The 14,198-nt window shown below is 66.4% G+C and carries 15 protein-coding genes; 10 read left to right on the top strand and 5 right to left on the bottom strand.

The window, feature by feature from the left end:
• Positions 1 to 16: 16 nt before the first annotated feature.
• The 6 genes from HPT29_RS18865 to ribB all read left to right on the top strand — a co-directional run bounded on the left by HPT29_RS18865 (position 17) and on the right by ribB (position 6,805).
• Positions 17 to 610: a histidine phosphatase family protein gene (locus HPT29_RS18865; protein ID WP_173946133.1), complete on the top strand. Its 594-nt coding sequence runs from the start codon at positions 17 to 19 to the stop codon at positions 608 to 610.
• 45 nt (positions 611 to 655) lie between these two features.
• The gene (locus HPT29_RS18860) at positions 656 to 1,075 is read left to right on the top strand and encodes a hypothetical protein (RefSeq protein WP_173946132.1); all 420 of its coding nucleotides are present in this window, start codon (positions 656 to 658) and stop codon (positions 1,073 to 1,075) included.
• 308 nt (positions 1,076 to 1,383) lie between these two features.
• Positions 1,384 to 3,294, top strand: coding sequence for a potassium transporter Kup (locus HPT29_RS18855; RefSeq protein WP_173946131.1), 1,911 nt, complete (start codon positions 1,384 to 1,386; stop codon positions 3,292 to 3,294).
• Between the two features lie 260 nt (positions 3,295 to 3,554).
• Positions 3,555 to 3,947 carry a hypothetical protein gene (locus HPT29_RS18850; RefSeq protein ID WP_173946130.1) on the top strand — a complete coding sequence of 131 codons (393 nt, stop codon included), beginning with the start codon at positions 3,555 to 3,557 and terminating at the stop codon, positions 3,945 to 3,947.
• A gap of 235 nt (positions 3,948 to 4,182) precedes the next feature.
• Positions 4,183 to 5,298: a chorismate synthase gene (gene aroC / locus HPT29_RS18845; protein ID WP_173946129.1), complete on the top strand. Its 1,116-nt coding sequence runs from the start codon at positions 4,183 to 4,185 to the stop codon at positions 5,296 to 5,298.
• Positions 5,299 to 5,515: 217 nt separating this feature from the next.
• Positions 5,516 to 6,805: a 3,4-dihydroxy-2-butanone-4-phosphate synthase gene (gene ribB, locus HPT29_RS18840; RefSeq protein ID WP_173946128.1), complete on the top strand. Its 1,290-nt coding sequence runs from the start codon at positions 5,516 to 5,518 to the stop codon at positions 6,803 to 6,805.
• Between the two features lie 100 nt (positions 6,806 to 6,905).
• Here ribB and HPT29_RS18835 read toward each other — a convergent pair whose 3' ends face one another.
• Complete coding sequence (locus tag HPT29_RS18835; RefSeq protein ID WP_173946127.1) at positions 6,906 to 7,847, bottom strand: histone deacetylase family protein; 942 nt, start codon at positions 7,845 to 7,847, stop codon at positions 6,906 to 6,908.
• A gap of 197 nt (positions 7,848 to 8,044) precedes the next feature.
• On the opposite strand from HPT29_RS18835, the gene HPT29_RS18830 reads away from it, so the two are divergent.
• A complete protein-coding gene (locus tag HPT29_RS18830; protein WP_173946126.1) occupies positions 8,045 to 8,632 on the top strand; it encodes a L,D-transpeptidase in 588 nt (195 codons plus the stop codon).
• 68 nt (positions 8,633 to 8,700) lie between these two features.
• Here HPT29_RS18830 and HPT29_RS18825 read toward each other — a convergent pair whose 3' ends face one another.
• The 4 genes from HPT29_RS18825 to HPT29_RS18810 all read right to left on the bottom strand — a co-directional run bounded on the left by HPT29_RS18825 (position 8,701) and on the right by HPT29_RS18810 (position 10,897).
• A complete protein-coding gene (locus tag HPT29_RS18825; protein ID WP_173946125.1) occupies positions 8,701 to 8,889 on the bottom strand; it encodes a hypothetical protein in 189 nt (62 codons plus the stop codon).
• Between the two features lie 131 nt (positions 8,890 to 9,020).
• Positions 9,021 to 9,500 carry a DoxX family protein gene (locus HPT29_RS18820; protein WP_173946124.1) on the bottom strand — a complete coding sequence of 160 codons (480 nt, stop codon included), beginning with the start codon at positions 9,498 to 9,500 and terminating at the stop codon, positions 9,021 to 9,023.
• A 58-nt stretch (positions 9,501 to 9,558) separates the two neighbouring features.
• A complete protein-coding gene (locus HPT29_RS18815; protein ID WP_173946123.1) occupies positions 9,559 to 10,404 on the bottom strand; it encodes a patatin-like phospholipase family protein in 846 nt (281 codons plus the stop codon).
• Between the two features lie 7 nt (positions 10,405 to 10,411).
• Positions 10,412 to 10,897 (bottom strand): MarR family winged helix-turn-helix transcriptional regulator, encoded by a 486-nt coding sequence (locus HPT29_RS18810; protein WP_173946122.1) that lies wholly within the window; start codon positions 10,895 to 10,897, stop codon positions 10,412 to 10,414.
• Between the two features lie 281 nt (positions 10,898 to 11,178).
• Between HPT29_RS18810 and HPT29_RS18805 the strand changes: the two genes are divergently transcribed.
• From HPT29_RS18805 to HPT29_RS18795, 3 genes are read left to right on the top strand one after another with little or no spacing between them, the layout of a single operon-like run.
• Positions 11,179 to 12,315 (top strand): YjgN family protein, encoded by a 1,137-nt coding sequence (locus tag HPT29_RS18805; RefSeq protein WP_259060169.1) that lies wholly within the window; start codon positions 11,179 to 11,181, stop codon positions 12,313 to 12,315.
• An 8-nt stretch (positions 12,316 to 12,323) separates the two neighbouring features.
• On the top strand, positions 12,324 to 13,406 hold the full coding sequence (locus tag HPT29_RS18800) for a M48 family metallopeptidase (protein WP_173946120.1): 1,083 nt from the start codon (positions 12,324 to 12,326) through the stop codon (positions 13,404 to 13,406).
• Complete coding sequence (locus HPT29_RS18795; RefSeq protein WP_173946119.1) at positions 13,406 to 14,185, top strand: DUF1499 domain-containing protein; 780 nt, start codon at positions 13,406 to 13,408, stop codon at positions 14,183 to 14,185. The genes HPT29_RS18800 and HPT29_RS18795 overlap by 1 nt, the downstream gene beginning before the upstream one ends.
• Positions 14,186 to 14,198 lie beyond the last annotated feature (13 nt).

The following is a 14,198-nucleotide window of genomic DNA, read 5'->3' as shown; positions in this document are numbered from 1 at the left end:
TATCGGACCAAGACCAGTGACCCCGTCCCGCCCCACGATCTACTTCATTCGCCATGGCGAGACGGACTGGAATCTGGAGGGCAGACTCCAGGGTCAGAAGGACATTCCGCTCAACGACGTCGGCCGCGTCCAGGCCGAGGAGGCGGGCCGCAAGCTGAAGGCGCTCGTGCCGCATGTCGAGGACCTCGCCTACGTGGCGAGCCCCATGACCCGCACCCGCGAGACCATGGAGATCCTGCGCGAGACGCTGGGCCTGCATCCCGAGAGCTACCGGCTCGACGAGCGCCTGGTCGAGCTGACCTTCGGCACCTGGGAGGGCATGACCTGGAAGGAGGTCCGCAAGGCCGAGCCGCAGCTCGCGGCCCTGCGCGAGCAGGACAAGTGGCATTACGCGCCGCCCGGCGGCGGCGAGAGCTACGCCATGCTGGTCGAGCGCATCCGCCCGATCCTGGACGACCTCACCCGCGACACCGTGATCGTCGCCCATGGCGGCGTCGCCCGCGCCTTCCTGTCGATCTGCTGCGGCGTCTCCTCCCGCCAGGCCGCCAGCATGGACATCTGGCAGGGCCGGGTGCTCGTCATCGAAGGCCGCCATCACCGCTGGGTGTGACGGGCAGGCGCGACAACCTTCGCGGCGCTCCCGCGTTGTCAGGATATGCAATACATCTGCGATGCTCCTGGAGCGAAGACCTGGTTCCGGATCGAGACCGAGGGCGAGGCCGCGCTCGAATCCGACGCCATGGGCCATGCGGTCGAGAAGCATTTCCGCCATGCCTGGGAGGCGGCCACCGACAGCTATCGGGCAACCTCGTCGCCCTTCGTCGAGCAGAATATCGGGCTCAAGGCCCATGTCCGGCGAGTCATGCCGCTGTTCCTGACCCTCCGCGACGCCGAGGGGACGGCTCTGGCGACCGCGATGCTGCCGCCCGACGGCGAGGGGAACCGGCATTTCAGGATCATCGTCGTCGGGCCGGAGAACCGCGATCCTTATCCGGAGCACGGGGAGGCGATCCACGCATTGGGCGTGCATCTCGGCCTGACCCTCGACCGCGACCGCTGCTACCCGTATCGGTGAGTTTCCGGACACTGGATGGCGATGCGGATTGCTGAGCGCGCGACGGTTTGGTCGGCCATTCACCTCACACGTCATCACCGGCCTTGTGCCGGCGATCCCGATGATGAAGAGCGCCACGCTTCAAACGATCGGGATGGCCGGGACAAGCCCGGCCATGACGTCGGTGGGCGTCGGCTCCGAGGATGCTGGATGGCCGGCACAAGGCCGACCATGACGGCGAGAGGCTTGCCCGATCCAGGAACTGAGCAGTACCCTGCCGGTTATCCTTAAGCGCAGGCCCCGCGGGCGTGCCGCACACCCGGATCGTCATGGCCACATTCGCCGACGCCCATGCCGATGATGCGAGAACCGGCACTGCCTCCCGGGCGGCGGTTCTCGGCGCTCTCGGCGTTGTGTTCGGCGACATCGGCACCAGCCCGCTCTATGCGCTCCGCGAGGCGGCGGTCGCGGCCGACCATGGCGTCCTCTCGGCGGCCACGGTGCTGGGGGTGCTCTCGCTGATCCTGTGGTCGCTCATCGTGGTCATCTCGATCAAGTACTGCCTGTTCATCCTGCGCGCCGACAACCGCGGGGAGGGCGGGATCATCGCGCTGCTCGCGCTCCTTGGTGTCCGGCGGATTCAGCCCGGCTCCTGGCGCATGTATCTCGCGGTGCTCGGCCTCGTCGGCACGGCTCTGCTCTATGCGGACGGGACGATCACGCCGGCCATCTCCGTCCTGAGCGCCATCGAGGGCCTCGCGGTCGATTCCGACCAGTTCAAGCCCTACGTGATCCCGATCACGATGGTCATCCTGGTGACGCTGTTCGCGCTCCAGCGCATGGGCACGGGCCGGATCGGCCGGGTCTTCGGCCCGTTCATGCTGATCTGGTTTTCGATCCTGGGCCTGCTCGGCCTCGGCGGGATCATGGCCGCGCCCGGGGTGGTCGCCGCCATCAACCCGATTCACGCGCTGGCCTTCCTGTTCAACACGGATCTGTCGGTCACGCTCGCGGTCCTTGCCGCGGTGTTCCTCACCGTCACGGGCGGGGAGGCGCTCTATGCGGATCTCGGCCATTTTGGCCCGGCCCCCATCCGCAACGCGTGGTTCTTCGTCGTCCTGCCGGCTCTCATGCTCAACTATTTCGGCCAGGGAGCCCTGCTCCTGACGAATCCGGGCACGGTCGAAAGCCCCTTCTATCACCTCGCGCCCGACTGGGCGCATTATCCGCTCGTCGTTCTCGCCACCTTCGCGACGGTCATCGCCTCGCAGGCCGTCATCACGGGAGCCTTCTCGCTGACGCAACAGGCGATCCAGCTCGGCTTCCTGCCCAGGATGCGGGTGATTCACACCTCGACCCATGAACGGGGCCATGTCTATGTGCCATTCGTGAACTGGGCGCTCGCCCTGCTGACTTTCACGGCCGTCCTCGGCTTCGGATCGTCGAGCCGCCTGGCGGGCGCCTACGGGCTGGCCGTGTCGCTCGACATGGTGATCACGACGATCCTGGCGACCTTCGTGGCCATCCATTGGGGCCATCGGCCGATCCTCGTCTACCTGCTCAACGGGACCCTGCTGCTGGTCGATCTGGTGTTCTTCGCCGCCAACACCACGAAGCTGCTGGAGGGTGGCTGGTTCCCGCTCCTCATCGCGCTCAGCGCCGCCTTCATGATGCTGACCTGGCGCAAGGGCCAGCAGCTCGTCCAGCGCGCCCGCACGCATCTGCGCATGTCCACGAAGGACTTTCAGCATCTCCTGGAGCAGCAGCCGCCGATCCGCATCCCGGGAACCGCCGTGGTCATGTCGGCGTCGCCGACCGGAATCCCCGGGACCCTCCTGCATCACCTGAAGCACAACCGGGTGCTGCACGAGACCGTGTTCCTCGTCTCGGTCGTGGTCACCGACGAGCCGACGGTCGGCGAGGAGGCGCGTGCCCACCTGGTGCCGATCTGCGAGGGGGTTCAGCGCCTCGTCCTGCGCCTCGGTTTCACGGAGAAGCCCGACGTGCCCAAGGCGCTGCGCGACGCGGCGGCCCGTCTCGACCTGCCGGGTCTGGATCCGGATACCGTGACCTATTACGTCGGCCGTCAGACGATCGTGGCCTCCAGGAAGCTTCCCGGCATGGCGTTCTGGCGCGAGGTGATCTTCGCCATGCTGAACCGCAATGCGGAGCTGACGGCGGATTACTTCTGCATCCCGGCCGCCCAGGTGGTCGAGATCGGCAGCTCCATCGAGATCTGACGACGCGGGTCAGACTCTCGCGCCCGGAGGGCGCTCCTCACCGGTCACGGGCGGAGCCGGCCGTCCGCGGCGGCTCCCGGTCCATGCCCCCGTTCCGGTCGCGCGCCGCCCGGGCCGGGTCGTGGGGCGTGCCTCGTCAGGCGCGACCGGCAGGAGCATGCGAACCCTGGTCCCCGTGCGACGCCCCGGGGTGGCCGCTTGAGCCCGCCCGAGGAATATGCTCATCTCATGAAACATCGTTACAGTGAAGGCGATCGATCATGTGCCGGTTCATAGTTGCCGCCGCAGGGCTGGCTCTGCTGACTTCTCCCGGCTCCGCCGAGACCATCGAGCGGACCGTCAAGGCCAATACCGTCTCGGCCATCGACGGATTTCTGGGGTACGAGGTCAATACCTGCTACCCGTCGGTGATCCCCGACGTGAAGGTGCGCCAGGCGCCGGCCAACGGCACCCTCCAGATCCGACCGCACGAACAGGCGCTGGGCAAGGACACGCGCTGCCCCGGCACGAAGGTCCGCGGTCTCGCCTACGTGTATACGCCGAAGAAGGGCTTTAAGGGGATGGACGAGGTCGTGCTCGACATTCCCTGGAGCTGGAACGACCTGGCGACGCAGACGCTCCTGACGAGAACGTACAGGATCCGCGTGGAGTAGCGCCGGGCCGAGCGTCGCGGAAGGGCCGGCATCCGGCCTGTGATCGACGCGTCGAGGGGGCGGCGCATCGGGCGTGACACCCGGCCGCTTTGGTTCTAAGAGGCCTAGAGCATCGGACGTGAAAAGTGGACCCACTTTTCACGTCCGATGCTCAACCCCTTGAGTGGCGCACCGTTCGACGCGAAAAACCGGGTCCGCTTTTTCGCACGGTGCGTTAGAACCTCGAAGAAGCGCCATGTCCCACAACACCTTCGGCCACCTGTTCCGCGTCACCACCTTCGGCGAAAGCCACGGACCCGCCCTCGGCTGCGTGGTGGACGGTTGCCCGCCCATGATCCCGCTCGAGGCCGCCGAGATCCAGGCGGAGCTCGACCGCCGGCGCCCGGGCCAGTCGCGCTTCACCACCCAGCGCCAGGAGCCGGATCAGGTGAAGATCCTGTCCGGGGTGTTCACCGACGAGCGCACGGGCCGGCAGGTGACGACCGGAACGCCGATCGCGCTCCTGATCGAGAACGTGGACCAGCGCTCAAAGGATTATTCCGAGATCAAGGAATCCTACCGCCCGGGGCACGCGGATTTCACCTACGACGTGAAGTACGGCATCCGCGATTATCGCGGCGGCGGGCGCTCCTCGGCCCGCGAGACGGCGGCCCGCGTGGCGGCCGGCGCCATCGCCCGCAAGGTGCTTCCCGGCATCACCATTCGCGGCGCCCTCGTCCAGATGGGCCCGCATGCCATTGATCGCGGCAGCTGGGACTGGGACGAGGTGGCGCGCAACCCGTTCTTCTGCCCGGACCCCAAGGCGGCCCGGTTTTACGAGGAGTATCTCGACGGCCTGCGCAAGGACGGCTCCTCCATCGGGGCGGTCCTTGAGATCGTCGCCGAGGGGGTGCCTGCGGGCCTCGGCGCGCCGATCTACGGCAAGCTCGATTCCGATCTCGCCGCCGCCTTGATGTCGATCAACGCCGTCAAGGGCGTGGAGATCGGCGACGGTTTCGCGGCCGCAAGCCTGCGCGGCGAGGAGAACGCCGACGAGATGCGCCCCGGCAACCAGGGCGCGCCCACCTTCCTGTCGAACCATGCCGGCGGCGTGCTGGGCGGCATTTCCACCGGCCAGCCCGTGGTGTGCCGCTTCGCCGTGAAGCCGACCTCGTCGATCCTCACCCCGCGCGCCAGCGTCACCCGCAGTGGCGCCGAGGCGGAGGTGCGGACCAAGGGACGGCACGATCCCTGCGTGGGCATCCGGGCCGTGCCGGTGGGCGAGGCCATGGTCGCGTGCGTGCTGGCCGACCACCTCCTGCGCCACCGCGGCCAAGTCGGGCAGGGTCCCTCCTGGCCGTTCCAGGCCTGAGGCTAGAACGTCGAAGCGTGTCATCGGGAGGTCAGGGCCGGGCCCGTCTCCGGCCATCCCGGTCCAGTGGGGGCGGCGCCTTCAGGCAATCGGGATCGCCTGCACGAGGCCCGTGATAACGTGGGTGGTTCCGACGAGACGGCGCCAAGCACTTCTGCAAGGGCCGGCTTGCAGATTTTAGTTTTACTAAAATCCTTCCATCGGCTAAGCCTCCGGCATGAGACTGGCTGACTGGTTGTCCCGCAACGGCGTGTCGCGCGTAGCCTTCGCGCGGCGGATCGGCGTCACCCCTGGCGCCGTCACCCAGCTGTGCAACTCCGAACAGGCCTGGCTCTCCCGCGATACCGCCGAACTGATTGCCCGCGAGACCCGCGGGGCGGTGACGCCCAATGATTTTCTGCCCGAATCCGCCAAGGAGGCCTGGATGCCCCATTCCGTCACCGAAGCCATCGAGGCTTTCGCCCGTGGTGAAATCGTCATCGTGACCGACGACGACGACCGCGAGAACGAGGGCGATCTCATCGTCGCCGCCTCCCTGTGCACGCCGGAGAAGATGGCCTTCATCATCCGCAACACCTGCGGGATCGTCTGCGCGCCGCTGACGGTCGCGGAAGCCCGCCGCCTGCGGCTCGATCCGATGGTGCAGGCCAACGACGCGCCGCTCGGCACTGCGTTCACGGTGACCGTGGACGTCAAGCACGGGCTGACCACCGGCATCTCGGCCGAGCAGCGCTCGAACACCGTGCGGGCGCTCGCCAACAACAACATGGGGGCGGCCGATTTCGTCCGCCCGGGCCATGTCTTTCCGCTCATCGCCAAGGACGGCGGCGTCCTCATGCGCTCCGGCCATACGGAGGCGGCGGTCGACCTGTGCAAACTCGCGAACCTGCCCCCGGTCGGCGTGATCTGCGAACTCGCCAACGACGACGGCACCGTGATGAAGGGTCCGCAGATCGACGCCTTCGCCGAGACGCACAATCTCAAGCGGATCTCGGTCGCCGACCTCATCGCCTATCGTCAGGCGCGGGAGAAGCTCGTGGAGCGGATCGCCACTTTCCCGGTCGAGACGCAATGGGGCTCGTTCACCGGCTATGCCTATTCGACGCCCTTCGACAGCGTGCAGCACATCGCCCTCGTCCATGGCCGCATCGGCGACGGCACGAACCTCCCTGTGCGCCTGCACCGCGCCAATGCGCTCACCGATGTGTTCGAGGGCGGCAAGACGGTGAACACCGCCCTGCAGCGTTTCGTGAAGGAGGGCAGGGGCGTCCTGGTCTATCTGCGCGACGGCACCGCCGGCGTGCCGACCACGTCCTTCTCGGACAATGACGAGACGGGCTCGGAGGCGATGCGCTCCAGCCAGTGGCGCGAGATCGGCCTCGGAGCGCAGATCCTGCGGGATCTCGGGGTCGCGTCGATCCGCAACTTCGCGACGTCGAGCCGCTCCTATGTGGGCCTCTCGGGCTTCGGGATCGAACTGCTGAGCGAAGAGCCGATCGAGTGTTGATGGGAGCCTCACTGGCTTCGTGAAACCTGCCACGTCATCACCGGCCCTGTGCCGGTGATCTCGATCTGTGAAGCGCTGAGCGTGCCGTGTGGGACTTCGCTCAAGTCCCGGTCTCACGCCCCATGAGGGCGTCGAGATGGAAGGCGGTCGATTTCGCCAAGCCTTCGAGGTCGTAGCCGCCTTCGAGCACGGACACGATCCGCTGCCCGCAATGGCGACTGGCGAGGTCCATCAGCTTCTGCGTCGCCCAGGCGAAATCCGATTCCATCAGGTTCAGGCTGGCGAGCGGATCGCGCCAATGGGCGTCGAAACCCGCCGAGATGATGATCAGGTCCGGGCCGAAATCGTGGATCCGGGGCAGGATTGCGGCTTCGACCGCCTCCCGGAACGCCTCGCTGCCGTCGCCCGCGTTCAAGGGCGCGTTGACGATGGTGCCGTGCTCGCCCGTCTCGGAGAGGGCGCCTGTTCCGGGATACAGGGGAGCCTCGTGGGTCGAGCAATAGAGCACGCTCTGATCCGACCAGAAGATGTCCTGCGTGCCGTTGCCGTGGTGGACGTCCCAGTCGAAGATCGCCACCCGCTCGGCGCCGTGGCGCGACTGCGCATGGCGCGCCGCGATGGCTGCGTTGTTGAAGAAACAGAAGCCCATCGTCCGGACGCGCTCGGCATGGTGTCCGGGCGGGCGCATCGCCACGAAGGCGTTGGTGGCCCGGCCCGTCATGACCTCGTCCACTGCCATCACGGCGCCGCCGGCGCCCCTGAGAGCTGCCTCGTAGGTGCCCGGCGACATGACCGTGTCCTCGTCGATCCGGACTAACCCTTCTCGGGGACTGATGTTGCGGAGCCGGACGATGTACTCTTCCGGATGCGCGAGGGCGAGGCTCTCCATCTCGGCCATGGGCGCCTGCTCGCGGACGAGCGAGGTGAACCGCTCCTTCTCGAGGGCGCGCTCGATGGCGCGGATGCGGTCCGGGCGTTCGGGATGGCCAAGCGGTGTCTGGTGATCGAGGCTGGCCGGATGGGCGATGTAGAGCGTGGACATGGGTCTTCTTGTGGTGGGACCACCGCGAGTGTCGCAGCGTCACGAGCGGCTGTCTATGTTGTTGCGATGCAACACTTTCGGATGCGGAGCCGTGCCATGGTGTGTTTCGATTCGACTTGACGACGTCACGGCCTATAAACCGGCCGGAAACGAAATCATGTCTCGCCCCAAGCGTTGACTCTGCAGAGCTTTACACGATGCGCCTTTTCCGTCTGCCCCTTCTTTTGGCAATGATCGCGGCTCTGGCCGGATGCAACTTCAAGGGTGTCCCGGATCCCCAGGTCTCGGCCCGCGATACCGAGTGGATGGCGCAGGTCCCGAAGGCCGACGACGATCCGCGCTTCGGGCGCTACATGATCGACGATCCGACCGGCGAGGCGCCCGGCACGATCGTGGTCGATACCAAGGAGCGCCAGCTCTATCTCGTCCAGCCGAACCGGAAGGCGATCCGCTACGGCGTCGCCGTCGGCGATGAGGCCTATGGCTGGACCGGCACGGCCACCATCGCCCGCAAGGCGGAATGGCCGGACTGGAATCCGCCGGCCGAGATGAAGGCCCGCTGGCCCCACGTCCAATACACGAAGGGCGGCCCGGAGAACCCGCTCGGCGCGCGGGCGCTCTATCTCTACGAGGGCAACAAGGACACCCTCTACCGCATCCACGGCACCAACGAGCCTGAGAAGATCGGCCATGCGGTGTCGTCGGGCTGCATCCGGATGCGCAATATCGACGTGATCGATCTCTACAACCGGGTCGCGCTGAACTCGAAGGTCATCGTCCGCTGACGGAACCCGTCATGGCTGATAATGAAAAGAGCGCCCGGGAGGCGCTCTTTTTGTTTCTGATAGGGATTTCAGCCCAGCATCGCTTCCTTGCGAAGGATGGCGGGAAGCTCGGAGGTTTTCGGACGGTCCTGCTGCCGCTTGGCGGCCTGGACGGCGGCCGCGAGGGCCGGCAGGGCGACGGCCTTGAAGGCCGGGATGGAATGGGCGGCATTCTGTTCGCCGGGGCGGATCTGGCGGTCTTGGGCGTGCTGAGTCATGAATCCTCTCTCGAAAACAGGCTGTCTTCGCAACCTGCCCTTATGATCCGGCTGCCTGTGACTGCTTTGGGGCAGACCTGTGATCATGTGCTGGCTTGGCTGCAGATGACTGGTCCAAGGTGAACGAAGCCTTAACGCTGCAACATTCCTTCACCGGACGCAGCGAACTCCCGTGGCTCCCGGAATTCCGACGCGGCTCGCGGCCGCAGCGCCAGGATCGAGACCAGGATGAGTGCGCCGATCATGCCCATATGCTCGCCGGCCGTGTGGAGCGCCGTGACGGCCCGCTCGCCGTCCAGGCGCCAGAAGGCGTGGACGATCAGGATGGTCAGGAAGGTGAAGACGCCCAGCGCCCCGGCGCCGAGCCATGTCCATCGGTTCGCGATGATGAGGGCCGATCCGGTCAGCTGAACGACGATCGTGAGGCTGTTGTAGAGCCCCGCCGGCTCCAGGCCGAACTGGCGCATCTCCGCCACCCCGCCGGAAAAGTCCAGGAGCTTGATCAGTCCGCTGGCCCAGAACGGAAAGGTGAGCAGGATCCGGGCGGCAATTTCCGCTCCCCGGCTCGAGAGCAGCGCATCGATCCAGCGTGGTGGTGTAGTTGACGCCATGGCGGCTTCCCCTTGTTGACGTTAAGTCAGGCGGGGAGCCTTCTAGGGCCAAGCTTCGCTAGAAGCTGTGCGCGCCCGCACCTCTGGCAAAGGCCTCGCCGTCCCTCAACCCCATCTCGTAGGCCCGGCGGATGCCCGCCGGATTGGTGATGTCGAACTGGCCGACGGGGACCGGTTTCGAGGGCTGGATGTAGGTGCGGCCCTTCACATTGGGGAATGCCCGGTAGAGCCGCGAGAGAACGACGAGGGTCCTGCCTCCCTGCTCCTCGACCGGCAGCAGGGGCTCGGTCGGCACATTGTCCAAAAGCCCGCCGTCGAGCGCCGCCATGCCGCCGACGAGGCCCACCGGCATGAAGGGCGGCACGCTGGCGCTCGCCATCAGGGCAGCCGAGAGCTCCGCCGGCGTGGCCAGATCCTGCACCCGAATGAATTCGGGCCGGAAACCGAGGGCGCGGCCGCCGCGCGGATGAACGGGCGAACGCCACTTCTTCTCGATCTGATAGGTGGCGATCCCCAGGGGGACGGCGAGCGAGAGAGGCAGGCGGCGCGGCTTGCGGGCGAGCCCGATCAGCACGCTCGGACCCTGCTTCAGGTGCTCCAGGGCGTTTTCGTCGATGATGGCCTCGATCAGGCTGCGGTACATGAGCGAGACCGGCCAGGGCGACCCTTCGCTGCGCCAGGCGCGCCACTCGAAGTTGCGCCGCCCCAGGCTGCAGCCCTCCGCCACCATGTCGTTGACGCGCCGTCCGAGCCCGAGAAGGCTGTAGCAGGCCGACCAGGCGCCCGCGCTCACGCCGACGACCATCGCGGGCTTCAGGCCGAGGAGGGGAGCGGCGGCTTCCCAGAAGCCGCCCTGCCAGTAGCAGCGGTTGCCCCCGCCTGCGAATGCCACCGCGTCGAACATCGAAAGCCTATCGGGATTTCCCCGAGGCATCCTCCTCCTCGGTCCGCGCCCGGTCGCGCCAGGCCAGGACGATGCGCTCCAGCTCGGCGAGATCCTGGGCAGGGAGCGTTCCGAGCGTGCGCATGACATAGGAGCGCTGCGCGGCGATCCCGCGGTTCGCGAGATCGCGGCCCTTCGAGGTCAGGTACAGGGCGTTGGAGCGTCGGTCGCCGGGGATCGAACGGCGCTCGACGAGACCGGCCTCGACCATGCGGTCCAGAAGTCCCGACACGTTGCCTTTCGTGACGTAGAGGCGCTCGGCCAGTTCCTGCTGGCTCATGCCCTCGCGCTCGGTGAGCGTGGAGAGCAGGTCGAACTGAGGGATCGACAGGCCCAGCTCCTTCAGCTCCGCCGCGACCGCATTGGTGGCCCGGCGGTTCAGGCGGATGAAGCGAAACCAGATCCGCAGGGGGTCGGCGGCTTCGACGGGGGCGGGAACGGGTGCGGACGACATCAAAGGCTTCGGGCTCCTGAGAGGGGAATAGTTTATATTGAAACCATTTCGCCCGTCACCCCTCGCGAAGAGGGGACGAGGATCTTTACCCGGAAAATGCCTCCGTGGCTGACGTTGCGGCCGCTTGCGGCATGATATGTTCTAGTGTTGAACCTTGACGACCGGCATCGAGACGCCGGGGTTCCGAAGGCTTGATCATGACCACCCCTTTTCTGGCTGACGGGTCGCCTCCTGCGCCGTCGAATTCGCCCATGGCCTTCTCAGGACGAGGCCGTGAATTCATGAGGCTTCTGATCGCGGGAGGTCTCTTCCAGATCACGACCTTCGGCTTCTACCGGTTCTGGCTGATCACGAAACTGCGCCGCCACCTGTGGTCCAATACCCAGATCGACGGCGAGGCGTTCGAATATACCGGCACCGCCAAGGAACTGCTCATCGGCTTCCTGATCGCCCTGGCGATCCTGGGGCCGATCTATATCGCCTATGCGATTCTCGGCATCGTCCTTGAGGAGAAATATGCGTTTGCCAGCGTTCCGCTCGTGATCGCCATGTATGTGCTGGCACATTTCGGCAGCTATCGCGCCCGCCGGTATCGCGCGAGCCGAACGGTGTTTCGAGGCATCCGGTTCTGGATGACGGGGTCCGGATGGCCCTATGCCGTCCGGGCCATCCTGTGGGATGTCGCCACGGTTCTCACCCTCGGTCTCGCCTTACCTTGGGCCATGGCGTCCCTCGAACGCTACAGGATGCGCAACACCTATTTCGGCAGCATCCAGGGCGATTTCGCCGGGACGGGCTGGTCGCTTTTCAAGCGGGGATGGTGGATCTGGGTGCTGGGGCTTGCGGGTCTCGTCAGCCTCGCAGCGCTGATCGTCGTCCTGACCAAGCTGTCTCCCGGACGTGACCGAACGGTCCTGCAGGCGATCGTCGTCCTGCTGATCCTGGCCGGCATGGTGCTCTTGCCGCTGGCCCTGGCGATCCTGACGCGCTGGCGCATCGACGGCTTGCGTTTCGGCGACGTCACCGCGGCAAGCCGCTTCCGGGCCCGCACCTATTACGGGCTCTTCTTCAAGCTCGTTTTCTCGTCTCTCGGCTTCCTCCTGACCTTCGGCATCGTGGCCGGATTGCTGGGAATCCTGTCCGCCGGGGTCTTCAAGGAGGCCATGACGGCAGCCGGCGGGCTCTCCTGGCTTTCGATAGGGGCAGGCCTTCTTGTAGCGATCGGCTATCTCGTCGCCCTGCTGGGTCTCGGCGTCCTTCAGCGCTATTTCCTCGGACGCGGCCTGTGGGCCGCCATCGTGGGGTCGACGACGATCGCCAATCTGCCATCGATCGATGCGGCCGTGGCGGCTGGCCAACCGGCCGGCGTTCTGGGAGAAGGACTGGCCGACGCCCTCGATTTCAACGTCGGCCTGTGAGGTCGGCCATGGCAGGTGCAGTGTTCTACGACGGCGAAAGCGCCCGTCGAAGAATGGTTTCCCTGAACGTAACCCCGTCCGCCATCGACATTCACGAGGGCACCGAATGGATCGCCTCTTGGCCCTCTGCGCAGGTGAGACGGCGGGACGCGCCCGACGGCGTCCTGCGGCTCACGCGTCGAGGTGCGTCCTCCCTGGCACGGCTCGATGTGGCCGATGCAGACCTTCAGGCAGCCATCCGCGTGTCCTGCACACAGCTCGACGGTTCCGAACGGCGGGAGCGGGCGGAGCGGATCCTGCTCTGGTCCTTTGCGGCGACGGCATCGATTCTTCTCTGCGTCTTCCTGCTGCTTCCGATCCTGGCCGAGAGGCTGACCCCGCTCATTCCCGTCTCCTTCGAACGCCGGCTCGGCACGGCCGTCGATAATCAGGTGAGAACGATCTTCAAGGGCAGGACCTGCGAGGAGCCCCGCGGTCTTGCGGCCTTGAACCGGCTCACCGAACGCCTGGAGAAGGCACACGTTCCGCCGCTGGACGTGGAGGTCGCCGTAGTGAGCACGAGGGTGCCGAACGCCATCGCACTGCCGGGCGGGCGGATCTATCTGTTCGAGGGTCTCCTGGACAAAGCCGAATCCCCCGATGAGCTCGCCGGGGTGCTGGCCCATGAGATGGGCCATGCGGCGCATCGCGACGGCCTGCGCAAGATGATCCAGGCGGGCGGCACGTCGTATCTGCTCGGCCTGCTGTTCGGCGACGTGACGGGCGGGGGCGCCATCGTGTTCGTCAGCCGCTATCTCGTCGACAGCGCCTATTCCCGCGACGCGGAAGCGGCGGCGGACGGTTTCGCCGGCAGGACCATGGTGTCTCTGGGACGGCCGGCCCATCCCATGGCCCTGTTGCTCAAACGCATCGAAGGCAAGGATGATGAGGAGGGCGGGAACGATTCCGGGATCCCGGCTTTTCTCTCCACCCACCCCGTCACCGACCAACGGCTGAAAGCTTTGGAAAAACAGGTGCCACCCCAATCCGGCGAGCCTCTTCTCGATCAACAGGAGTGGCGCGCGCTCAAAGAGATTTGTAAGACGACCTGATGCGCCGTCTCATCATCGAAGAACCGGTCTCCCGTCCGGCGAAGTGGTCTCCCGCGCTGGCATGGTTCGCGCTCGTCGTCACCGTGCTGGCGGTGTTCATGATCCGCTTCAACAAAATCGACTATCAATCCGGCTTCATCGCCCTCGGCGCCGGCATCGCCATCGCGCTCCTGGCCGTGGTCATGGCCTTCATGGGCTTCGTCCGCATCTGGCAGGAGGGCCGCCAGGGATTGGGTAGCGGCATCAGGGGTGTTCTTATCGCGGCCCTTGTTCTCGCCTATCCGGGCTTCATGGCGCTCAAGGCCGCGACCCTGCCGCCGATCACCGATGTCAGCACCGACACCGACGATCCACCGTCCTTTTCCCGCTCCCGCGCCGCCCTTCAGGCCCGTGACGGCCGCATCCCTCCCGATGTGGCCCCGGAGACGCGGGAGATGCAGCGAGCGTCCTACGTGCAGATCGCCCCGCTCACGCTCGATATCGGTCCGGACGAAGCCTTCGCGATCGTGCAGAAGGCCGCCCACAATCTCGGCTGGCAGGTGATCGAGGCCGTGCCGCCCGGCGGGCGCATCGGCCTGGGACGACTGGAGGCGGTCGACCGGACGCGCCTGCTCAAGATGCCGAGCGACATCACCGTCCGGGTCCGCCCGCGCGTCGACGGCACGCGCATCGACATCCGCTCGGCCTCCCGCTTCGGCAGCCACGACCTCGGCGCCAATGCCGGGCATATCCGCGACTTCCTCGAAGAAGCGTCGAACCTGGCGATCGCGGTACGGTAAGAGATCATAGTGC

Origin of the sequence: Microvirga terrae, from assembly GCF_013307435.2 — a bacterium.
Taxonomy (GTDB): domain Bacteria; phylum Pseudomonadota; class Alphaproteobacteria; order Rhizobiales; family Beijerinckiaceae; genus Microvirga; species Microvirga terrae.
This window is presented reverse-complemented; position numbering and strand designations above follow the sequence as displayed.